General features: G+C 61.5%; 16 protein-coding genes. 8 read left to right on the top strand and 8 right to left on the bottom strand.

All coding sequences use genetic code 11. From position 1 onward, the window contains the following. Positions 1-73: 73 nt before the first annotated feature. Positions 74-1,711, top strand: a complete 1,638-nt coding sequence (locus NZ746_09490; protein ID MCS6817601.1) for a thiamine pyrophosphate-binding protein — start codon at positions 74-76, stop codon at positions 1,709-1,711. A 92-nt stretch (positions 1,712-1,803) separates the two neighbouring features. Here the strand turns inward: NZ746_09490 and NZ746_09485 are convergent, their stop codons facing one another. Further along, positions 1,804-2,775 (bottom strand): thiamine pyrophosphate-dependent dehydrogenase E1 component subunit alpha, encoded by a 972-nt coding sequence (locus NZ746_09485; protein MCS6817600.1) that lies wholly within the window; start codon positions 2,773-2,775, stop codon positions 1,804-1,806. A gap of 51 nt (positions 2,776-2,826) precedes the next feature. Next, positions 2,827-4,461: a citramalate synthase gene (cimA, locus tag NZ746_09480; protein ID MCS6817599.1), complete on the bottom strand. Its 1,635-nt coding sequence runs from the start codon at positions 4,459-4,461 to the stop codon at positions 2,827-2,829. Between the two features lie 683 nt (positions 4,462-5,144). On the opposite strand from cimA, the gene NZ746_09475 reads away from it, so the two are divergent. The 7 genes from NZ746_09475 (at position 5,145) to NZ746_09445 (ending at position 12,326) form a co-directional block, all read left to right on the top strand. Further along, the gene (locus NZ746_09475) at positions 5,145-6,893 is read left to right on the top strand and encodes a glycosyltransferase family 39 protein (GenBank protein MCS6817598.1); all 1,749 of its coding nucleotides are present in this window, start codon (positions 5,145-5,147) and stop codon (positions 6,891-6,893) included. Then, complete coding sequence (locus NZ746_09470) at positions 6,862-7,944, top strand: leucine dehydrogenase (GenBank protein ID MCS6817597.1); 1,083 nt, start codon at positions 6,862-6,864, stop codon at positions 7,942-7,944. Before NZ746_09475 ends, NZ746_09470 begins: the two co-directional genes overlap by 32 nt. A gap of 104 nt (positions 7,945-8,048) precedes the next feature. Continuing rightward, the gene (locus tag NZ746_09465; GenBank protein ID MCS6817596.1) at positions 8,049-9,743 is read left to right on the top strand and encodes an amidohydrolase; all 1,695 of its coding nucleotides are present in this window, start codon (positions 8,049-8,051) and stop codon (positions 9,741-9,743) included. Positions 9,744-9,794: 51 nt separating this feature from the next. Next, positions 9,795-10,382 carry a thymidine kinase gene (locus tag NZ746_09460; protein ID MCS6817595.1) on the top strand — a complete coding sequence of 196 codons (588 nt, stop codon included), beginning with the start codon at positions 9,795-9,797 and terminating at the stop codon, positions 10,380-10,382. After that, positions 10,379-11,020, top strand: a complete 642-nt coding sequence (locus NZ746_09455) for a mechanosensitive ion channel family protein (protein ID MCS6817594.1) — start codon at positions 10,379-10,381, stop codon at positions 11,018-11,020. The genes NZ746_09460 and NZ746_09455 overlap by 4 nt, the downstream gene beginning before the upstream one ends. Further along, on the top strand, positions 11,017-11,547 hold the full coding sequence (locus NZ746_09450; GenBank protein MCS6817593.1) for a redoxin domain-containing protein: 531 nt from the start codon (positions 11,017-11,019) through the stop codon (positions 11,545-11,547). The genes NZ746_09455 and NZ746_09450 overlap by 4 nt, the downstream gene beginning before the upstream one ends. 32 nt (positions 11,548-11,579) lie before the next feature. After that, positions 11,580-12,326, top strand: coding sequence for a hypothetical protein (locus tag NZ746_09445; protein MCS6817592.1), 747 nt, complete (start codon positions 11,580-11,582; stop codon positions 12,324-12,326). A gap of 6 nt (positions 12,327-12,332) precedes the next feature. Here NZ746_09445 and NZ746_09440 read toward each other — a convergent pair whose 3' ends face one another. The 6 genes from NZ746_09440 to NZ746_09415 form a co-directional block, all read right to left on the bottom strand. Further along, positions 12,333-13,484 carry a rod shape-determining protein gene (locus NZ746_09440; protein ID MCS6817591.1) on the bottom strand — a complete coding sequence of 384 codons (1,152 nt, stop codon included), beginning with the start codon at positions 13,482-13,484 and terminating at the stop codon, positions 12,333-12,335. A gap of 98 nt (positions 13,485-13,582) precedes the next feature. Next, positions 13,583-14,566 (bottom strand): VWA domain-containing protein, encoded by a 984-nt coding sequence (locus tag NZ746_09435; GenBank protein MCS6817590.1) that lies wholly within the window; start codon positions 14,564-14,566, stop codon positions 13,583-13,585. A gap of 95 nt (positions 14,567-14,661) precedes the next feature. Then, positions 14,662-14,907, bottom strand: coding sequence for a zinc ribbon domain-containing protein (locus NZ746_09430; GenBank protein MCS6817589.1), 246 nt, complete (start codon positions 14,905-14,907; stop codon positions 14,662-14,664). A 92-nt stretch (positions 14,908-14,999) separates the two neighbouring features. Next, positions 15,000-16,358 carry a cation:proton antiporter gene (locus NZ746_09425; protein ID MCS6817588.1) on the bottom strand — a complete coding sequence of 453 codons (1,359 nt, stop codon included), beginning with the start codon at positions 16,356-16,358 and terminating at the stop codon, positions 15,000-15,002. Between the two features lie 362 nt (positions 16,359-16,720). Further along, entirely contained in the window at positions 16,721-18,712 is a 1,992-nt protein-coding gene (gene acs / locus NZ746_09420) for an acetate--CoA ligase (protein MCS6817587.1), read from the bottom strand. A gap of 146 nt (positions 18,713-18,858) precedes the next feature. Further along, positions 18,859-20,874 carry an aconitase family protein gene (locus NZ746_09415; GenBank protein ID MCS6817586.1) on the bottom strand — a complete coding sequence of 672 codons (2,016 nt, stop codon included), beginning with the start codon at positions 20,872-20,874 and terminating at the stop codon, positions 18,859-18,861. Between the last annotated feature and the right edge of the window lie 275 nt (positions 20,875-21,149).

Genomic DNA, 21,149 nt, shown 5'->3' with positions numbered 1-21,149 from the left:
TTGGCTTTTGGGAAAGGGGTGGGAGGTAGTAAAATGGCGGGGCGCGAGGGACATTTGGCCGGGAGGTGAAGCGGTGAATCTTCACGGGGGACAACTGGTCGCCAAGACGCTGAAAGCGGCGGGCGTCGAGGTCGTCTTCACACTCTGCGGGGGGCATATTTTGCCGATCTACGACGGGTGCGTGGAGGAGGGCATTCGTCTCATTGATGTGCGCCACGAGCAAGCGGCTGTGCATGCCGCTGATGCGTGGGCGCGATGCACGGGGAAGCCGGGCGTCGCCGTCGTGACGGCCGGACCCGGCGTGACCGACAGCGTCACCGGCGTAGCCAATGCTTTTCGAGCGAATAGTCCGATCCTCGTCATCGGCGGGCAAGCGCCATCCTTCCAACTCGGCCAGGGCTCGTTGCAGGAGATGGACCACGTCAGCTTGATGCGCCCGATCACGAAATGGGCGGGACAGGTGATGCACACGGAGCGCATCCCAGAGATGATCGAGGTCGCTCTTCGCCACGCGACGGCAGGGATTCCTGGACCGACCTTTTTGGAGATCCCGGTGGACATCTTGATGAATCACGTTTCGGAGAAATCAGTGCGATTTCCGGAAATAGTGCGAGAGCGACAGGAGCTTTGCCCTCGACCATCAGCGATCCGAGACGCGCTCGCGCTGCTAGCACAAGCCGAACGACCTGTCCTCGTCGCCGGTAGTGGCGTGCGGTGGTCCGAAGCTCACGAGGCGCTCGCGCGATTTGTGGATCGGTTACATCTGCCGACCTTCACCAACGGCATGGGGCGTGGCGCCATTCCTCCCGACTCGCCTCAGCTCTTCGTCCATGCCCGGCGCTCGGCATTGCGACAGGCCGACGTGCTCATCCTCGCTGGAACCCCATTGGACTTTCGCCTCAACTTCGGGCGCGAGCTGGCGGCGGACGTGAAGATCATCCAGATGGACCTCGATCGCACGGTCATCGGTCAGAATCGCTCGGCCCACATAGGTTTGGTTGGCGATCTGCGCGCGATCTTCGACATGCTGGACGAAGCCGCGCGCGCCGAATATCCGACATTGCGCTTCACGGCTTGGCGCGATCGGCTGCGCGACATTGAGTTAGAGCAGCAACGCGAGTGGGAGCCGCGCCTTCATTCCGACGCCATTCCGATTGATCCACTTCGCCTCTGTCGCGAGCTGGCTGAATTCGTGGATCCAGCGACCATCATCATCGGGGATGGGGGGGATATTGTCTCGCTCGCCACGAAGGTGCTCCCAGTCTACTGGCCGGGACAATGGATGGATCCTGGGCCATTCGGGTGCTTGGGCATCGGTCTGCCTTTCGCCATCGCCGCGCAACTCGCCCATCCGGACAAACGCGTCCTGGTGCTCTTCGGCGATGGATCCTTTGGCTTCAATGGCTTCGAGTTCGATACGGCCGTGCGCTTTCACCTCCCGATCATGTCCGTTATCGGCAACGATGCGGCGTGGGGACAGATTCGCCGTCCGCAAATCGCGCTTTATGGGGAGGAGCGAGCCGTGGCGACGCGACTCCAACCCATGCGCTACGAGCGCGTGGTCGAGGCCTTCGGAGGATACGGGGAATTCGTCGAACGGCCCGAAGAGATCGCTCCGGCGCTCCGGCGCATGCGGGAGTGCGGCAAGCCGGCATGTGTGAACGTCCGCATCGCCGAGCAACCTCCGAGCTTCGGGGAGAAATATTTCTGAATCGCGCACTCCTCTGAGGCCAGTGAGGAGATCATTAAGGGCGAACCTTGTCCGTCACCCGCCGCTGGCCGGGGAAGGAATTCGCGCGGTGTTCATGAGGGAGGGGGAGCGTATACCCCTTCCAGGCATTCTTCCGGATCGGGATAGGGACTCCGTTCGGCCCACGCGATGGCCTCGTCCACCTCGCGCAGTACACGCGCCTCGATTCCCTGAAGCTCCTTTTCGGTCGCGATCCCGCGGGTCGTGAGATATTCGGTCAAGCGCGCGATCGGATCCTTCTTCGCCCATTCCTCAAATAGCTCTTTGGGGACGTAGAAGGCGTCATCGTGTGCCGCGTGCCCCGTCATGCGAAAGGTCTTGCATTCGAGGAGTGTCGGTCCTTCGCCCTGCCGAGCGCGCTCCACAGCGCGCGCCGTCGCTTCGTAGACGGCCAGCACATCGTTGCCATCCACGATCTCTCCCGGGATCCCATAATTGACCGCTCGATCGGCGACGTTCGCGACGGCCATCTGCCGCCAGAGCGGCGTCGAATAGGCGTACTGATTGTTGTTGCAGATGTAGACGATCGGCAAGCGTTGGACGGCGGCGAAGTTCAACCCCTCGTGCCAATCGGCGCGACTTGTCGCGCCGTCTCCGAAATAGCAGACGGCCACGCGATCTTCCCCTCGCAGCTTGAAGGCCAGAGCGCAGCCGGCGGCGACCGGAACTGTATCGGCCATGTGGCTGGGAAAGGCGATGACGTGCCGTCGGATGTCCCCCATGTGCATATTCCCGTCCTTGCCGCCGGTCACGCCCGTCTTCCGCCCCATGTATTGAGCGAAGATTTGCTTGAGCGGGATCCCGCGGATGAGGAAGACGCTCATATCCCGATGGCTGGGCGCGACGACATCGTCCGGCCGCAGTTGGATGGCGCTCCCGACGCCAATGGCCTCCTGCCCGCGACCGACGTAAACGCCGCCCACGATCTTCCCCTGCCGATACAGGACGCGCTCGATGCGATATTCCGCCTCCCGCGTCAAGCGGAGGTAGTAGAGCATCTTCATGAGCAATTCCTTCGGCAACATGTTCCCCTCCTCAAGGACGAATTTCTGCCGCATCCATTCGCGCACCCCTCACTATACCCCCCAGCCATATTGCTGCTCATAGTCGGGAAGGGCATCCGCGCGCGAAGGCGGCTGTTGCGGTCGCCCATATTCCTTGAGCAGCTTATACCGGACTGCGTCCACGAGTGCCTGATAGCTCGCTTCCAGAATGTTCTCAGAGACGCCAACCGTACGCCATTCTTCCTCTCCATCGCTTGTTTGAACGAGGACGCGCACCTTGGCCGCCGTCCCTCGCCTGGCATCGAGCACGCGGACCTTATAATCGGTGAGCCGCAGGTCGTTCACGCTCGGGAAGAACGCGCGCAGCGCTTTCCGCAGCGCGCGATCCAAAGCGAGCACCGGCCCTTTCCCTTGAGCGATCGCTTCCTCGACATGCTCCCCAACGCGCACTTGCACGGTGGCCACCGAACGAAGTCGCCCATCGCCCGTGCGCTCGCTCACCACACGAAATGTCTCCAACTGAAAGAACGTGCAGTCTCCTCGCACAGCTTCTTCGAGCAGCAATCGAAGCGACCCCTCCGCTCCCTCGAATTGGTACCCTTCATGCTCGAGCATCTTCAGGCGCTCAAGAAGCGCCCGGATCCGATCAGGATTAGCGCCGAGATCAATCCCCATCTCCGTCGCCTTGTAGAGGAGGTTGCTCTTACCCGAGAGGTCGGAAACCAAGACTCGCCGCGCATTGCCCACAACCTCCGGGGGGATGTGTTCGTAAGTCGAAGCGTCCTTGAGCACAGCGCTCACGTGCACGCCCGCCTTGTGCGCGAAAGCGCTCCGCCCCACGAACGGTTGATTGGGGCGCGGGGGCAGATTCGCCAGCTCGCTCACGAAATGCGAGACCGACGTCAGATGCACGAGTCGCTCCGGCCCGATCGTTCGATAACCCATCTTCAGCTCCAGAATGGGGATGATCGAGCATAAATTCGCGTTCCCGCAGCGTTCGCCGTAGCCGTTGATCGTCCCTTGCACGTGCGTGATCCCACGTTCGACGGCCGCGATGGCGTTGGCCACGGCCAAATCCGAATCGTTGTGCGTGTGGATTCCTAGTCGCACGTGAAGATGAGGCCGCACAGCATCGATCATCTCGACCAGATGATGAGTGAGCGTGCCACCGTTTGTATCGCAGAGGACGATCACATCGGCGCCAGCTCGCTCGGCCGTCACGAGCGTAGCCAATGCATATTCGGGATCCGCTCGAAATCCATCGAAGAAATGCTCGGCATCGTAAATGACCTCGCGCCCGGCTGCTTTCAAATAGGCGACGGAGTCGCGGATCAGCTCCAGATTCCGCTCAAGCGTCGTGCCGAGCGCTTTGATAACGTGCCGATCCCAGCTCTTCCCGAAGATGGTGACCGTCGGCGTCTCCGCTTCAAGAAGCGCACGGAGATTGGGATCTTCTTCCGCCCGATGTCGCGGATGACAGGTGCTGCCAAAGGCCACGAGTCGAGCCTGACGCAAGCGCAGATGACGCGCGCGCTTGAAGAACGCGGCGTCGCGCGGATTCGACCCCGGCCATCCTCCCTCGATGTAGTCAATCCCTAACTCATCGAGCTTGCGCGCGATCATCATCTTGTCTTCGACCGAGAAACACACATCCTCTCCTTGCGTCCCATCACGCAACGTCGTGTCGTACAGCTCGATCTTCCTCATGTCCTTCCGACCTCCTTTCTCCAAGCGAAGGCGATCTCCTAAAAATCGCAAGGGCCATTATCCGTTGGCAGCGGATAATGGCCCTTGCGCCCTCCGTGATGGCTGGAGCCATCACCCGCTGCCCGACGCGGGCAGTATAATGAGGCGAATGATAATGGCGAGGGGAAACGTGCGATCGGGACCACTAAGGCCAGGACCTTGCGCCCGGCATCGTTCCCATACTCCCTTTGTCCCGACCTGGCCTTGCATAGAAACTCGCAAGGGAAAAGCTTACACGAAATGTGCGCAAATGCAAATTGAAAGTTTTTAGCCCCCTCTAAATCGCCCTTATGAACATGAGGACGTGATCCTTCCGGTGCGACCAAGTGAACGCCTCTTCTCACCGTCTTCCAGATCCGTGCCGATGATGCGACGTATGAACGCATAGAGTGTAGGACTCGAGGACGGTGCGTGCAGGGCTCGGGCCAGCCGCGCCTGCGCCACCAGGTGGTTCAAGAAGGTCCTCTCATCTGCGGTGTGACTCAATGGGAGCCGATGAAGTGGTACGGCGCTAGGCCATTAAGGCCAGAATGTCGGGAAGCGGTATCGGCTCTTTTTCGTTCCAATCGGCGTGCCTTGAAAAGCAAAGGGGGAGATGGACATAATGCGGGAGTGCGCATGTCGCGGGGCGGCGAGGAATGATGATGAGAGTCATGTTGACGCGCGTGGACGAAAGGATGGTTCGGGAACGGCGAGCCGATCTCATGACGCTGGGCTTTTGGCTCGCCCTTCTTCTTGCGGTCATCCTTCGAGTGAGCCATTTGGGAGCGCGAAACCTGTGGTTCGATGAAGCGTGGTCCTGGTTCGTGTCGCAGCAGCCGCTTCGCTTCATCCTCGAGGAAGGGCGGAGCAATATTCATCCGCCGTTTTTGCACATCGTGTTGAAGTATTGGGCAACATTTTTCGGCGATAGTCCGGCAGCGCTGCGCACTCCTTCGCTTTTGGCGAGCGTCGGACTCGTCGCGGGAACATATTGGCTGGGACGGCAGATCCTCTCTCGTCGTGCTGCGTTACTGGCGGCGTTTCTTCTGGCGCTCTCTCCACATCAGATCTTCTACGCACAGGAAGCGCGGATGTATGCCTTGGTGAGTGCGCTCGTTCTTGGGGCAGCCTTGGCTTACGTGCGTTTCCTTCGCCAGGAAGGATGGCTTCCGAGAGCATCTGAATCGGACTCGACCGACGTCGGGCGAGGTCTAGGCGTGCAAGTCGTCCATCCTCGTGAAGAGCAGGCGCGCGCGGATTGGCGCGAGGCCTTCGGCTACATGTTCTCAGGTGCACTTGCGCTCTATACGCACGTCTTCGGCGCGCTAGTGCTCGCGGCCATGAACCTACATTTCCTTGGTCTGGTCATGCGCCGGGCCCGTCGCGGTGTGCTTCCTCATTCCTATTGGTCCTCTTTGCGCCGGTGGGGGCTATGGCAACTCGGTCTAGTGATTCTGTATGGGCCGTGGCTGACGACGTTCGTCTATCAAGTCTTCTCGCGTCCTCGGCAGGGGTGGCGTCCGCCGCTCGATGGTCTCGTGCTCGTTGGGGAGTTCTTCCTCTTTTGCGGGGAGATGGTGGTCGGCTCGTTCGTTTACCCTCAGGGGGTCTACTATGCCCTGAAGAACCTCGCGGAGTACCGTTGGAACACGGAGATGGTCCTGCGCGCTTTGGAACAGCTCTCGCTGTATCCGCTTGCCATTGGATTGGGGGTTTTCCTCCTCTGGAGAGGCGTACGGAGGGCGACGGGGGCGGGAGTGCTGCAAGCCTGTTTCTTCCTTCCGTTGGGCTTGATTTGCGGCGTACTCTTGGTCATCCAGCAATACATGGACCTTGGGCGCTATTTGATGCTGATCACGCCGTATTACTTTTTGCTGCTCGCGGCCGGAATCATGAGCGTGCGCGCCGCTTGGAAGCGATGGCTTGCCACTGGGCTGTTGAGTCTTTCGATGATCCTCGGTCTGAAGGCACATTATCGCGCGCCTTCGTTTGATAGCGATTATCGGCCTGTGGCCGCGGTGCTGCGGCAGGAGTGGCGGAAAGGGGAGCCGATCGTGGTTGATCCCGAATACTTGGATCGGTGTTTGCGATACGAGTTGCGGGGGACGCCGATTTCGCGCGCGCTCCCTCCGAGCGATCTTCCCCATTTGCCGCTTCGCGAAGATCTGCAACGCGCGCAGAGTGCCCGCGTGTGGCTTGTGCTCGACTATCGGTCGCCGTTGTTCAAGGTGGCGAAGCTCGTTGACGTTGAGCGAGAAGGATGGAGAGTTGTCTCGGACCGAGTGTTCCCCCGCGCTGATTCGCGCGTTCGACTTCTCCTGCTCGAACGGCAGAAGCCGTTGAGCCCGCGGGCGAGCGGTGGTCAGGAGGAAGATGCGCATGACGATTTGGGACGCGATACGGGCGCATGATTTCGAGCAGGTGATCGCCCTCAACAATAATGCTTCTGGCCTGCGAGCCTTCATCGTCATCCATGATACGACGCGGGGGCCGGCGCTCGGCGGAATTCGCGTTCGTCCATATGCGAGCGACGTCGAGGCTTTGGAGGACGCCCTTCGACTCGCTCGCGCGATGAGTTATAAGGCGGCGATGGCCGATCTCCCGTGCGGGGGTGGGAAGGCGGTGGTGATCGAGCATCCGGAGTGGGATCGTGCTTCGGCCATGCGCGCGCTGGGACGGTTCATCGAGAGTTTAGGAGGACGGTTCCAAACGGGACGCGATCTCGGCTTGACGGAGGAAGACGTACGGATCCTCCGCGAGGAGACCCAATACATTGGGTGTGAGGGCGCAGAGGCCGACGAGTACACGGCGCTCGGCGTGATCGAAGGAATGCGCGCGTGCGTGGAGCATTGGATGGGAGCTCGGGCGGGAAACCCCTTCGCTGGGCTCACGATCGCCGTGCAAGGAGTGGGAAGCGTTGGTTGGGCGATCGCCCGGCGGCTTTATGAAGCCGGAGCGCGTTTGATCATCGCCGACGTGGATGAGCGGCGGGCGCGGGCGGCCGAGCGAGCGTTTGGCGCTCGGATCGTCCCTCCCCAGGAGATCTACGATGCGCCCGCTGATGTCTTCTGCCCTTGTGCTGTTGGAGGTGTTCTCACCGAACGAACGATCGCCCAATTGCGCGCTCACATTGTCGCTGGTTCGGCCAACAATGTGCTCGCGGAGGAAGCGCTCGGATGGAGGCTTCGAGAACGCGGCATCCTGTATGCCCCGGATTACGTGATCAACGCCGGAGCCCTCATTCACGGGGCGAATCTCTATTTGCGGGGGCAGCGAGAGAACGAGGCCGAGGTGAGGAAGATTTACGAACGCGTGCGGGAGATCCTGGCGCTCGCCGAGCGCGAGGGCCTTCCGACGAATGTGGTCGCCGATCGTCTGGCCGAGAGCCGATTGAAAACGGCGAAGACCTATCGCGATCTCTTTTGGGGGAAGGCGGAGGACGCTTCGGGCGGCTGCGCATGATCTTCGATGCGCGTGCGGCTTCGTTCGCGCGCCCGAGCGCCGACATTTCGCCGCTTCGCCCAAGCGTGAAAGGGAGCGAACGTTCTCGTGAGGAGGAAAGGGAGATGAAGGATCGAAAATGGCAATGGGGCGTGTTCCTTCTCCTCGCGCTCGCGAGCGCGAGGACGCTCGCTCAAGAGAGGGCGGACCTCGTCTTGCGCGGGGGGAAGATCGTGACGATGAATCCGAAGCAGCCACAGGCGGAAGCGATTGCGATCATTGGGTCTCGGATCGCTCGAGTCGGAAGCGCCCGCGAGGTCGAAACGCTGATCGGTCCGGGGACGCGCGTCATCGAGTTGAACGGACGGCTCGTCGTGCCGGGCTTCATCGAGTCGCACGGACATCTGTTGGGGCTCGGGCAGAGCCGGCTCATCCTCGATCTCCGCGGGGCCAAAAGCGCCGAAGAGGTCGCTCAACGTGTTGCGCAAAAAGTGAAGGAAGCGTCGCCTGGGGAGTGGATCCTCGGTCGCGGGTGGGATCAAAACGAATGGCCGACGCGCGAGTTCCCCACGCATGAGGTATTGGATCGCGTCGCGCCGCAGAATCCCGTGTACCTGACGCGCGTGGATGGACATGCCGCCTGGGCGAATCGGCGCGCGTTGGAGATAGCGGGCATCACGCGCGAGACGGCCGATCCGCCAGGCGGACGCGTGATTCGCGATGCCCAGGGACGTCCAACAGGCGTGCTCATAGATCGAGCGATGAATCTGGTGGCGCGCCATATCCCCCCGCGCAGCCGCGAGGAGAACAAGCGGGCGATCCTATTGGCCATCGAGGAGTGCTTGCGCTCGGGAATCACGAGCTTTCACGATGCCGGGGCGAGCCGCGAAGCCATCGAGTTGTACAAGGAATTGCTGCGGGAGGGGAAGCTGACGCTTCGGCTCTACGTGATGATCAGCGGGCGAGATGAAGCGCTGCTGCGCGAGTATTTGCAACGCGGGCCGGAGATCGGTCTCGGCGATCATCAATTGACGATTCGCGCGATCAAGCTCGTCGCCGACGGAGCCCTCGGATCGCGCGGCGCGGCGCTTTTGGAGCCATATGCGGACGAACCTGGACACACGGGATTGCTCATCCTCTCCGAGGAGGAGATTTATCGCATCGCCCGACAGGCGCTCGCCGCCGGATTTCAAGTCAACACGCACGCCATCGGCGATCGAGCCAATCGCGTCGTCCTCAACGCTTACGAGCGCGCCTTCCGCGAATTCCCGAACGTGCGGGATCACCGCTTTCGGATCGAGCACGCGCAGATCTTAGACGAGGCGGACATCCCGCGATTCGCTCAGCTCGGTGTGATCGCCTCGATGCAAGCGATCCACGCGACATCGGACATGCCATGGGTACCGGCTCGCCTTGGGGAAGCGCGAACGCGCGAAGGCGCCTACGTGTGGCGAAAATTGCTCGCGAGCGGCGCGCGCATCGCCAATGGCTCGGACGCTCCCGTCGAACCGCTGAATCCGCTGCTCGGATTTTACGCCGCGATCACGCGACAAGATGAGCGGGGGAATCCTCCGAACGGTTGGTATCCCGAGCAGCGGATGACGCGCGAAGAAGCGTTGCGCTCGTTCACGCTCGATGCGGCATATGCGGCCTTCGAGGACCATTTGAAGGGCTCGCTGGAGCCGGGGAAGTTAGCCGATCTGGTCGTCCTCTCTCGGGACATCATGACGATCCCCCCATCGGAGATCTTGCGGACGGAAGTGGACATGACGATCGTGGGAGGACGAATCGTCTACGAGCGGTCCGGCGCTCGACCGTGAGAGCGGCGCGCCCGCGGTGTGCTAGAATTTCCCGCCGGAGGGGAAGGGGAGATGAACATCGTCCGAGGCGATGTGGGATGGATCGAAGTGATCAGCGGGGGGATGTTCAGTGGGAAGAGCGAGGAGCTGATCCGCCGACTGCGGCGCGCGCAGATCGCGCGGCAGAAGGTTCAGGTTTTCAAGCCTCGCGTGGATGCCCGGTATAGCGAGCATGAGATCGTCTCCCACAGTCAATGGAGGTTGGAGGCGGAGGTCGTCAATTCCGCCCGCGAGATCCTCGAACGCGTGCATGCGGATACGGAGGTCGTCGGCATTGACGAGGGACAGTTCTTCGATCTCGAGCTGGTGGACGTGTGCAATGAATTGGCCAATCGCGGCAAGCGGGTGATCGTGGCGGGACTCGATCAGGATTATCGCGGGCAACCGTTCGAGCCGATGCCGCAACTGATGGCCATCGCCGAATACGTGACCAAGACGCTCGCCATCTGCGTTCGATGCGGCAATCCGGCGAACTATTCGCAACGGTTAGTCCCAAGCGATGAGCGCGTGCTCGTCGGCGCCGCGGGCGTCTACGAGCCACGTTGTCGAAAGTGCTTTGTCCCGGGCATCGCCCCAGCTGAAGCGAGATCGGAGCGATGAACGTGATCGAGCCTTTCTGGGAGCGTCTCATCTCCATCGAGTTGTGGCTTCGCGTGATCGTCAAGCTCATGGAGATCGCCCTGATCCTGGTCTTGGCGCGACTCGCCTTGCTGCTTGGCCGAAAGATCCTGGCGCGTATCCTGCGACCGGTGGAAGGGCGGATGATCACGAGCGAGGCCGCGGAGCGTCGCGCGCGCACGCTCCTGATGATGTTGCAGAGCTTGCTGAAGTACGTCATTGTGGTCGCGGCGTTCCTCATCATCCTGGGGCGGTTGGGGGTCTCCACCGGATCCTTGCTCACGGGAGGGGCGATCGCCGGGCTAGCCGTGACCTTCGGCGCGCAGAATCTGATTCGCGATTTCTTCACGGGCATCGCCCTCCTCATTGAGGATGCGTTCACCATCGGCGATCGCGTCACCATTGCGGGCGTCACCGGCGAAGTGGTCGAGATGGGGATGCGCATGGTGAAGTTGCGCGACGAGGATGGTACGATGCATTTGGTCCCCTACGGGGTGATCCAAACGGTGAGCAACCGAAGCCGTGCGCTCGCGACTCAGGCACCGCGCGACCGCGCGCCGATCGAGACGGCACCAGCCGCGAGCGACGAGTCGCCTTTTGAAGAGATCGCCGGGCGATGAGCGGACGACGACTCCTAGCGCTGTTCATCATCGGGACGGCTTTGGGACTCCTCATCGCGTTCCTCGTTCTCCTGCGCCATTCCCTCGAGCGAGAGCGCGCTCTCGGTCCAGGCCGGACGTTCCCCTCGATCACCGTGCGCGCGCTCAATCGGTCGTTCGAGCTGCAGCGCGTGCCCTCGGGGCGGAAGACGCTCCTCGTCCTCTTTCGACCCGATTGCCCGCAATGCGAGAACGAGTTGGGACGGTTGGAGCGCGTGTGCGTGGAGATCCCTGTGGAGAAGCTCGATTGCGTGGCCCTCTCCTTCGGTTCGGAAGAACAGACCTATGCGTGGCAGCGCACGCGGGCCTTTCGTCGCATGATGATCGCCGTGAGCGCAGATCCGGCATTCGCTGAGCGGCATCGGGATTGGCTCATGGCCGTTCCGCTCGTGTTCCTCATCACCGAGCGGGGGGTGATTCACGATCGGCGCGCGGGAGAGCGAAGTCAGGAGTATACGCTCGCGCGCGTTCGCGAATTCGTGCGATGAAGTGGGAGAGAGCTCATCGGAGGAGATCGAACGTGAACGAATCATCGGCCACCATTTCCCTGCGTCTTTTCGCTCGAGCGCTCTGGGCGCCACGCGATTTGGCATCGGCCATTGACGAGGGACGCGCCAACTGGCGATTTCCGGCTGTTGTGATCATCGGCGCGCTCATGGCGATGGATTTTCTCGCTCTCCCGCTTTTTCTTCGGGCCGTCCCCCAGATGGCGCCGGTCGGATTGAGCCCGGACATGTTGATGCAATTGGAGCAGACGGCGCGGATCATGCGCCCGATTCAGATCCTCCTCTCCCCGCTCACGCTACTCCTCAAGTGGGCGTTCACCGCGGCGTTCCTCTTCGGCATGGGGCTGCTTGTGCTTCGCCCGATGGTGCGCGCCGATGGGGAGAGCGTACGTCTGGCTCCGATGAAGAAGCTCTTCGCACTGGTCGTCGCCGCGAACATCGTTCTGTTGCTCGAGGAGGGGCTACGCCATCTCCTCCTCTGGCTTCGTTATCTCCTCACGGGCGAGATCATGCTGCGTCCGGCGATCGGACTGGATGCCTTCGTCCGCCCTTCGGAGGCGGCTCTGGCAGCGCTCGCCGAGCAGGCGAATGTCTTCGAAGTGTGGTACCTAGCGGTCCTCATTGGAGGAATCAGCGCGCTCTGTCGGTGTTCTCGCTCGACGGCTATGGCCATCGTGCTCCCGGTGTGGGGATTCGGCGTGCTCGCCCAAATGGGGGTTGCTCTCATTCGAGAGGTTTTGATGCGGCAGTTGGGGGGATGAGAGACTTCATCCTCGCAGCGCATGCCGACGGCGTGGACGTTCTTGTGTCCGCGTGGAGATCGGAATCAGCGAAGAGGGGCGCGCGTCTTCTGGGAGGATCGTCTCCTCCCACGCGGGCGAAGGAGAGTCGACGCGAAATTGCTCCCACAGCTCCGGACGTTCGAGGAGCTTCGCCATACCCAGGATCACGGCCTCCAGCGGTCGTTCCGCGCGGGAGATCGGAAGATCCAGCTCCTCGCGCAGGCGGTCATCCAAGTGCCGGATGAGCGACCCGCCTCCCGTCAAGACGATTCCAAAGCGCTGAATATCAGCGGCGACCTCCGGAGGAACAGCTTCGATGACCGTGCGCACCGCGTTGACGATCATCCGGATTGGGCGCTCGATGGCGCGCGCGATTTCCTCAGCCGTCACCTCGATCTCCTCCAGTTCGCCCGTGACCACCGATTTCCCCAACAGGCGCTTTCGCCCTCCAACGACGAAGGGAAGCGCCGAGGCACACGCGAGCTTAGCCTCTTCCGCCACGTGTCGCCCGATGAGCAGTCCGCGCTCCTGCTGCACGTAGTCCAAGATCGCCTCGGTCATCTCGTTTCCAGCGATTCGTAAAGCGCGCGCGACGATCAGCCCATGAGCGGAGACGACGCTCACCCCTGTCGTCCCGCCGCCGATGTCTACGATCATATGCGCGTGTCCATCCCACAAGGGGAGTTCGATGCCCAAGGCCACGGCCAATCCTTCCTCGATGAGCTGGATGCGATCGGCACCCGCTCGGTGAACGATCTCTCGCACAGCCATCCGTTCGACATCGGTCGCCGAACTGGGAACGCCCACGAGAACGTGGATCCGCTGTCCGAAGCCCTGCGCGCCAGCGCGCTTCAAAAAGGCTCCGAGCATCAGAGTCGCGAGATGATCGTCGGCGACCGTGCCGTCGCGCATCGGATATTGCACGACGACGTCGCGCGGCTCGCGCCCGAGCATCATCAACGCGTCGCGTCCGGCGGCCACGAGCGCGCCCGTGTACTTGTTGACGGCGACGACTGACGGTTCGCGCACTAGGAGACCGCGCCCGCGACCGTAGATCAGCGTATTGGCCGTGCCCAGATCCACGGCTAGCTCGTGAACGAACCAGTGTCGCATGCGACGCCAAAGACCTCTGCTCATGCGTTCTCTCCGACTCGGGCGCTCCTTCATGGAAAGGGAAATGTGCGTTGAGCCTTCGTCGGCCGAAGGCGACGCCGGGCGCGCGACCGTCGAAGGCCTCAATTCTTCTCCCCGGGATGTTCGGCCTTTGTCCTCAGGATGAGCATCGGATCGTTCGCCAGAAGGAGAATGCGACGCCGATTGAGCGGATTCACACCTTGCGGTTTGTAAATCACCTGATACCATCGCTCGCTCAACTCCTCCAGGATCTCTCGAGCGGCGCGCTCGGCGTCTTTGAGTGGATACGCCTTGCCGCCGGTCCCTTGCACAAGTCGCGCGACCGCCTCTTCCGGTTTGAGCGTCCGTCGGCGCGTCGCTCCGCGGGTTCGATCTTCAGCTTGCAGGACGTAGACGAGGACGTTCTCGCGCGCCAAGTTGGCCAACACGACCTCCGGGCGCATCTGACTCTCCCGATCGAAGCCATCGGAGACGAGCACGATGATGCGCTTGGAGTATCCCACCTGTAGGCGCAGGGCATCATCGAGCGTCGCTTGCAGAGCATCCCAGAGGCGCACCTTCGTCGAGCCGGTGCGTTTCAGCCGCAATCCCGCTTGTTCGAGCTTCCCGCGATCTCCCGTGAACTCTTCGAGGACCTCGGGGTCTTCGCCATACGCGATGAGCATCATCTGATCGCCCTCGTAGAGGTTCGCCGCGAACGCTTTCACAACCTGCAGCAGTTGTCCCAGCTCGGCGCGCAGCGAATCGCTCACATCCAGAAGCAGCGCGATACGCGCCGCTGAATAATCCGGCTGCACAGCTTCGATCTGCTGTTCGATTCCCGCATCGTACAGCTCGAGCTTGTCACGAGTGAGTTGGACTTCCTTCTGTCCGCTTCGGGGTTCTACGATCACGTTGAGGATAACGGAGGCTCCTATCCGCTCCATCGTCTCGCGACGTCCCGCTTGCGGACTACCCCAGACCGATTCCAACATGAGCAGGAGCACACTCCCGCCGATCAGCCACCGACTCCTACTGCCCTTCAGGGCGTCGGGCGCGCACTGAACTTTGGCGCGGACCTGAGGCATCGCCGTTCCTCGCGTCAACGGTTCCTCTCCTCGCGAGGAATCAGCGCTCAATGCGCTGTTCCTCATTCGCGAGAGGGATTCGATCGGCGAGCGTCGGATGCCCGGGCATCGAGTCACTCCTCGGACTTGGATGCCTTCCCATCTCCTTCGGAGGACTTGCTCTCCTTCTCCCGACGCTCCTTGCGCGCGTAATCAGTCACGTACCATCCCGATCCCTTCAGGATGAAGCTGGTCTGCGAGATGATCTTCTCCAAGCGTCCTCCGCAGCTCTTGCAGCGCCTGAGCGGCTTGTCCGTCATCTTCTGAAGGACTTCCAGGTGTGCGCCGCATCTCTCACAAACGTACTCGTAGATTGGCATCCTCGCTCCACCTCCTTGCTCGGGTGTTGCCGAAATTCGTTCAAACCGAAATTTTAGCCGAGGCGAGTCGTTCCTTCAAGCGCATGCACCGCTCACGAGCGAGCAGACGATTCCGAGGGCGCGCTCTCGATGGCCGTGGTCAAAGCATCTGCGCGTGTGATGGCCCATTTCAACAGAGGTGGGGTCAACAGCGTCGTCACCATCACCATAATGACGATCGCGGAGAAGATCGGGGGGGTCACGATCCGCTCCCCTTGCACGGTGAGCGTCATGCCGATGCTCGCGACGATCAAGCCGACTTCGCCGCGAGGGATCATCCCCAGCCCGATGGCCAGCCGATTCACCCCACGCTCCCACACGGCCAATCCGCAAGCTTGCTTACCGAGGATCGCCGCCAAGGTCACCAGCGCTGCGAAACCAAGGATGTCCGTGCGTCCGAAGCTGGAGAGGTCCACGCGGATCCCCATGAGCACAAAGAAGACGGGGACGAAGACCGTTGTGAGAGGACGCAAGGCCTCTTCCAACCCATGCTCTCCCCGATCCAGGAAATCGCGGTAGTGCACCCGATCGAGCAACAAACCAGCCGCGAATGCGCCGACAATCGTCGCCAGACCGATGGCGCTGGCCACATAGGCCATCAGGAAGCAGAAGGAGAGGCTCGTCACCAAAAGCATCCCATGCACGCGCAGCTTCGAGGCCAGGTGAAAGAGTCTCGGAGAGAGGCGTTGGCCGATCCAGATAGCGCCGAAGAGGAAGCCCACGGATTTCGCGACGATCCACAGGAGACTCCCAATCGGCAGCTCCGTCGCTCCCCGATTGGCCGCGCGAATCATCCCGCTGACGATGGCGAGCACAAGGAGCCCTAAGACGTCATCAATCACCGCCGCTCCGAGGATGATGCGCGCCTCCGACGTCGCCAGCTTTCCCAGATCTCGGAGCACGCGGGCCGTGATCCCTACGCTCGTCGCGCAGAGCACAGCGCCCACGTAGACATGCACGAGCCGGTGCGCTCCTGGCAGGAGCCAGGACGAAACGCCCCATCCGAGGAGAAAGGGCGTGATGACTCCCACGACCGCCACTGAGAATGCTGAGAGCCCTACGGCTTTCATCTCCGCGATGTCCGATTCCAATCCGACCTCGAAGAGCAACAGGATGACCCCCAATTCGGCGAGAATCGCCAGGATCTCCTCGTTCTTTAGGAAATCGAGCCCGTGAAAGCCCAGAAGCGAGAGATTCCCCAGGAGCATGCCCACGATCAACTCCCCAAGAACTGCTGGTTGGCGGAGGCGTTCGAAGATCTCGCCCCCGAGTTTCGCCCCGAGCAAGATCAAGATCAATGAGAGGAGCACGCGCGCGACCACCTGGTGATGCTCTGCGTTCGAGGGCCCTTCCTGGCCGAAGGCCACACTGGTGAGCGAAAGCAGAAGAATGAGAACGAGCCACCTCTTCATAGGGGGAGAAGTGTACACGAGGCGGCCCGGTTTCGCCACGATACGCGCTGTCGGATGATCCGGGACGCCGGTCGAGGTTCATTCAGCTACTAGCATTGCAGATCAAAAGGGCTACGGAGCAGAGCGCTCCGCGACCGTCGGGCGTCTGGACCCAGCACCTGTTTGAGCTTGCAACGAACGGGACGAGCGCTCGTGTATCAAGTTCGGGACGACTCGCCGAAATGATCCTTCGCGAAACGCCGCACGAAATTGAGGAATGAAAGTTCGATGCGCTCTCTTCCAGGAGCGGAAGCGCACGACGCCGTGCAGAGGAGGAAAGTCCCGAAGGACTTCCCTCCTTGAACTTGCAAGGGGCTTCCGAGCTAACTCCCTTCTCCGTATTGTTCCTCGTACATTTGCTTCAGGCGCTGCACCACCATGGGATCGGCGAGGGTCGTCGTATCGCCCAGGACACGTCCTTCGGAGATGTCGCGCAAGAGCCGCCGCATGATCTTCCCCGAACGCGTCTTCGGAAGCTCGGCCGTGAAGAACACAGCGGCCGGACGTGCCAGCGCGCCGATGCGGGTGACGACATAATTCTTCAAGGCGTCCCCAAGTTCGGCCGTTATTGGAACTCCCTCCCGGATCGTGACGAAGGCGACAGGGACTTGTCCCTTGACCTCGTCCGATCTTCCAATGACGGCGGCTTCAGCGACGGCCGGATGCTCCACCAGCACGCTCTCCAACTCCATCGTGCTCAACCGATGTCCGGCGACGTTGATGACATCGTCCACGCGTCCGAGCAGCCAGAAGTATCCGTCCTTATCTCTGACGGCAGCATCTCCTGTGAAATAGACGCCTGGGAAGCGCGACCAGTAGACCTGCACGTATCGCTCCGGATCTCCCCAAATCGTGCGCGACATCGAGGGCCATGGGCGCGTCAGGATCAGATAGCCGGGAACCTCTGGCGGACACGATCGGCCCTCCTCATCCACGACATCGGCGAAGATCCCAGGCAAAGGTCGTGTCGCCGATCCTGGCTTCAACGGCGTCAATCCTGGAAGCGGCGAGATCAAAATGCATCCGGTCTCCGTTTGCCACCAGGTATCCACGACGGGACAACGCCGACCGCCGATATGTTCCCAGTACCAAATCCACGCCTCGGGATTGATCGGTTCCCCTACCGTCCCCAACAAACGCAGCGAAGAGAGATCATGTCGTCGCGGATATTCTTCTCCCCATTTCATGAACGAGCGGATGGCCGTCGGCGCCGTGTAGAAGATATTGACGCGGTATTTCTCGACGAGCGCCCACCACCGATCGCGGTCGGGATAATCCGGTGCGCCTTCGTACATGACCGTCGTCGCTCCGTTGCACAGCGGGCCGTAAACGACGTAGCTATGGCCTGTCACCCATCCGATGTCGGCCGTGCACCAGTAGATGTCCTCGTCGCGCACGTCGAAGATCCACTTGTGCGTGGCGGCGACGCCCACCAGATACCCCCCTTGGACATGGAGCTGCCCTTTCGGTTTCCCCGTCGTGCCGCTCGTGTAGAGGATATAGAGCGGATCTTCGCTCTCCATCTCCTCGCATGGGCATTCGAGCGGCGCGTGTTCCATCAACCGATGCCACCAGTGATCGCGCCCTTCATGCATGGGGACGTGCGTAGCGTCCATGACGCCGCGATGCACGACGACGACGTGCTCTACGCCCGGGCACTCGGTGAGGGCTTCATCGGCGTTGCGCTTGAGCGGGACGATCTGACCACGTCGCCATCCCCCATCGGCCGTGATGAGCACTCGGCTGCCGGAATCGTTGATGCGATCGCGCAGCGCTTCTGCCGAGAAGCCGCCGAAGACGACGCTGTGAATCGCTCCGATGCGGGCGCAAGCGAGCATGGCGATGGGCAACTCGGGAATCATGGGGAGGTAGATCGTCACGCGGTCGCCGCGTCGCACGCCGAGCGATTTGAGGACGTTGGCGAACTTCTGCACCTCGCGATGCAGATCTTGATACGTCAACACGCGCTCTTCGCCCGGCTCTCCTTCCCAGATGATCGCGGCTTTCGTACGCCGCCATGTTTGCACATGCCGATCCACGCAGTTGTAGCAGACGTTGAGCCGACCGCCGATGAACCATCGGAACCAAGGAGGCGATGTTCCCGGCTTGGGCGGCGTCCATTGGAGCACGTGCTCCCACGGGTGGAACCAATGGACGAATTCTTCGGCCACGCGTCCCCAAAAAGCCTCGGGATCACGTGCCGCCTCCTCGTAGAGATGCTCGTCACGAATCCACGCCCGCTCGCGAAAAGCGGTCGGAGGTTCGATGACCCGTACTTGAGATAACAAGGCATCTACGGTTCGCGTCGCATCCATCGTCGTGCTCTCCTCGCCATGGTGATCGAGAGGCTCTTCCCAGGAAGCCCCCTTCTGTCGGAGGCTAAATTGTGCACGCTCAGAAAGCGAAAGTCAATCCGGTATTTGGAAGAGCGCGCGACATTCCCCGACACCCCGTGCCGGGATCATACGGTCGAAGAACGACGCGGACGGTATTCGGCGATCTTTCCGGCGATGGCCGATGCCGCGACCGTGAGGGGGCTCGCGAGATAGAGCTGCCCGGGACCGCTGCGACCGGGGAAATTTCGATTCTGCGCGCTGATGGCCACTTGATCGCGGCTCGTCGTCGCGCCTGGACCGGCATTGATGCAGGCGCCGCAACTGGGCTCGATCACGATCGCTCCCGCTTGTCGGAACAATTCCAGATACCCCCGCTCGGCGCAATATTGACGGACATCCTGCGAACCGAATTGGATGTAGAAACGCACCTCGGGATGCACACGTCGACCTTCGGCGAGCGCTTCGGCCAATACGCGCGCGTACATGTCCATATCGGCCTTCTTCCCCGCCGTGCATGAGCCCCCGTAGGCGATGTGAATCTTCACTTCGCGATCGAGGCACGCGATCTCGATGCCATTGCCGGGATCGCCAGGCAGCGCGAGCATGGGACGAATCATCGAGGCATCCAGTTCGATCACATGCGCGTATTCGGCATCGGGATCGCTCTGGAGATCCTCGATCAATCGTTCCGCCTCAGCGCGGGAGAGACCGCGCCGCTCGACCAGAAAGTCCACCGTTTTCTCATCCGGAGCGACGATCCCGGTGAAGCCACCGATCTCCGCGGCCATGTTCGTCAGTGTCGCTCGCTCATCTATATCGAGCGCGCGGATGGCATCGCCGGCATACTCGATTACTTTGCCGATCGCCCGGCCGCTTCTCACGTAGTCAAGGCGCAGAATCGCCAAGACGAGGTCTTTCGCCGTGACGTTCTCCGGTAGTCGTCCTCGAACGAGGACTTTGACCGATTCGGGCACGCGCACGCGCACATCGCGCGTGATCCAGGAATTGAAGAGATCGGTCGTGCCCACGCCGAAGGCGAGGGCGCCGATCGCTCCCGAATGCGGCGTGTGGGAATCCGAGCCGACGATCACTTGCCCCGGCAGCGCGTATCGTTCGAGGACGATGCTGTGGCAGATCCCTTCGGAACCCTTACGATCGCTCAATTCCCCGTGATAGCGAATCCCTTGCTTACGGGCGAACTCCTCCTGCTTGAGCTTGAGCTGGTGAGCCAAATCCAGCAGGCCCATGGCGCGTCGCTCCGGCGGCATGACTTCGTCCAGGAACGTCAAGTGGTCGCGGAAGAGGAGGATCGAATCGGGATCGGCGACGCGCTCCTCTTCGCCGACGTAGCGCTCGAAGAAGATAGCGGCCATTGGCGTCACATATTCGTGGCTGAAGCGCCAATCAGCGCGCACGAATCCCGCATCGCCCGGACGTACGGCCGGCACGCCCACGCGATCCTGCGGCAAATCCACGACCATGTGACGCGCCAGGATCTTCTCCGCGAGCGTCATCGGACGCGGTTCGGTCCGAATCGGGGGAATGGCGACCTGGCCTTGGAGGCGCGCGACGTTGAAGGGAAACAAGCCGCCGAATTCCACGATCTGCCGCGTGATCTCATCCTCACCCTCAGTGAAAGCGGAGAGCGGGATTTCTTCCCCGCGTCGGATCTTCTCGATGAGATCGAAATTCGTCGTCGTCAGTAAGCCCAAGTTTTGGCAATTTTGCTTGTAAATGCGTTCGATGTTCTCCGCGATCACGACACGGATGCCCGCGGAGAGTTCAGCGAACGGAGCTTGCTCGCGGCTGCTCCCCTTGCCTCGTCGTTTGCCCGAGACCGATGCGACGAACCCCCCGCGTTTGACGTCGCCCCGGCCGATGGGGAATTGATCGCCGGCTTTCAAGCCGATGTAAGGGAATTCGCCGAGCGTTTCGTCGAAATAGAAGCAGACGTAGGCGGGCGTGATCTCGTCCGTCGAAATGTCATCCCGCAGTTTCATCTCCGGCGTCCATGCGAGATCCTCCCCGGCCAACTGCCGACGAATGAGATCGGGGTCTTCGGTGAGGAAGAGGATTCTCCCCGTGAAGCGCACAGTGGCCGGACGCCGCGTGATCGGACGATCGAGAAGCCGACGGATCATAGACGCTTACCCCTCGCCAGCATCGCTTGTGTTGACCTTTCATCATAGCACGAAGCCTCTCCCGAAGGGGAGGCGATGGCTCCCTCATCCGCATTCGACGGGGATCTCCGTGTCGAGAGCTTCGACGATGAGCGTTTTCCCGTTGCCCGCTGGCTTGGGGTAGGCGAGAAATGGCCGAAATGCGCAGCTCGATTCCCGCATGGTGAAGCATCCTCATTACGAGCTGGAGCGCCGATGGGGGGCAAACTCTGTCTCCTCGAAATCTGTGGGGGCGG

It is taken from the genome of Blastocatellia bacterium, assembly GCA_025055075.1.
Lineage (GTDB): Bacteria > Acidobacteriota > Blastocatellia > HR10 > HR10 > HR10.
This window is presented reverse-complemented; position numbering and strand designations above follow the sequence as displayed.

Excerpts from the sequence above, each read along its gene's own strand:
- NZ746_09470 (MCS6817597.1), top strand. The coding sequence starts at position 6,862 with ATGACGATTTGGGACGCGATACGGGCGCATGATTTCGAGCAGGTGATC.
- NZ746_09455 (MCS6817594.1), top strand. The coding sequence starts at position 10,379 with ATGAACGTGATCGAGCCTTTCTGGGAGCGTCTCATCTCCATCGAGTTG.
- NZ746_09415 (MCS6817586.1), bottom strand. The coding sequence starts at position 20,874 with ATGATCCGTCGGCTTCTCGATCGTCCGATCACGCGGCGTCCGGCCACT.
- NZ746_09425 (MCS6817588.1), bottom strand. The coding sequence starts at position 16,358 with ATGAAGAGGTGGCTCGTTCTCATTCTTCTGCTTTCGCTCACCAGTGTG.
- NZ746_09485 (MCS6817600.1), bottom strand. The coding sequence starts at position 2,775 with ATGTTGCCGAAGGAATTGCTCATGAAGATGCTCTACTACCTCCGCTTG.
- NZ746_09460 (MCS6817595.1), top strand. The coding sequence starts at position 9,795 with ATGAACATCGTCCGAGGCGATGTGGGATGGATCGAAGTGATCAGCGGG.
- NZ746_09475 (MCS6817598.1), top strand. The coding sequence starts at position 5,145 with ATGAGAGTCATGTTGACGCGCGTGGACGAAAGGATGGTTCGGGAACGG.
- NZ746_09430 (MCS6817589.1), bottom strand. The coding sequence starts at position 14,907 with ATGCCAATCTACGAGTACGTTTGTGAGAGATGCGGCGCACACCTGGAA.
- cimA (MCS6817599.1), bottom strand. The coding sequence starts at position 4,461 with ATGAGGAAGATCGAGCTGTACGACACGACGTTGCGTGATGGGACGCAA.
- NZ746_09465 (MCS6817596.1), top strand. The coding sequence starts at position 8,049 with ATGAAGGATCGAAAATGGCAATGGGGCGTGTTCCTTCTCCTCGCGCTC.
- NZ746_09440 (MCS6817591.1), bottom strand. The coding sequence starts at position 13,484 with ATGAGCAGAGGTCTTTGGCGTCGCATGCGACACTGGTTCGTTCACGAG.
- acs (MCS6817587.1), bottom strand. The coding sequence starts at position 18,712 with ATGGATGCGACGCGAACCGTAGATGCCTTGTTATCTCAAGTACGGGTC.
- NZ746_09450 (MCS6817593.1), top strand. The coding sequence starts at position 11,017 with ATGAGCGGACGACGACTCCTAGCGCTGTTCATCATCGGGACGGCTTTG.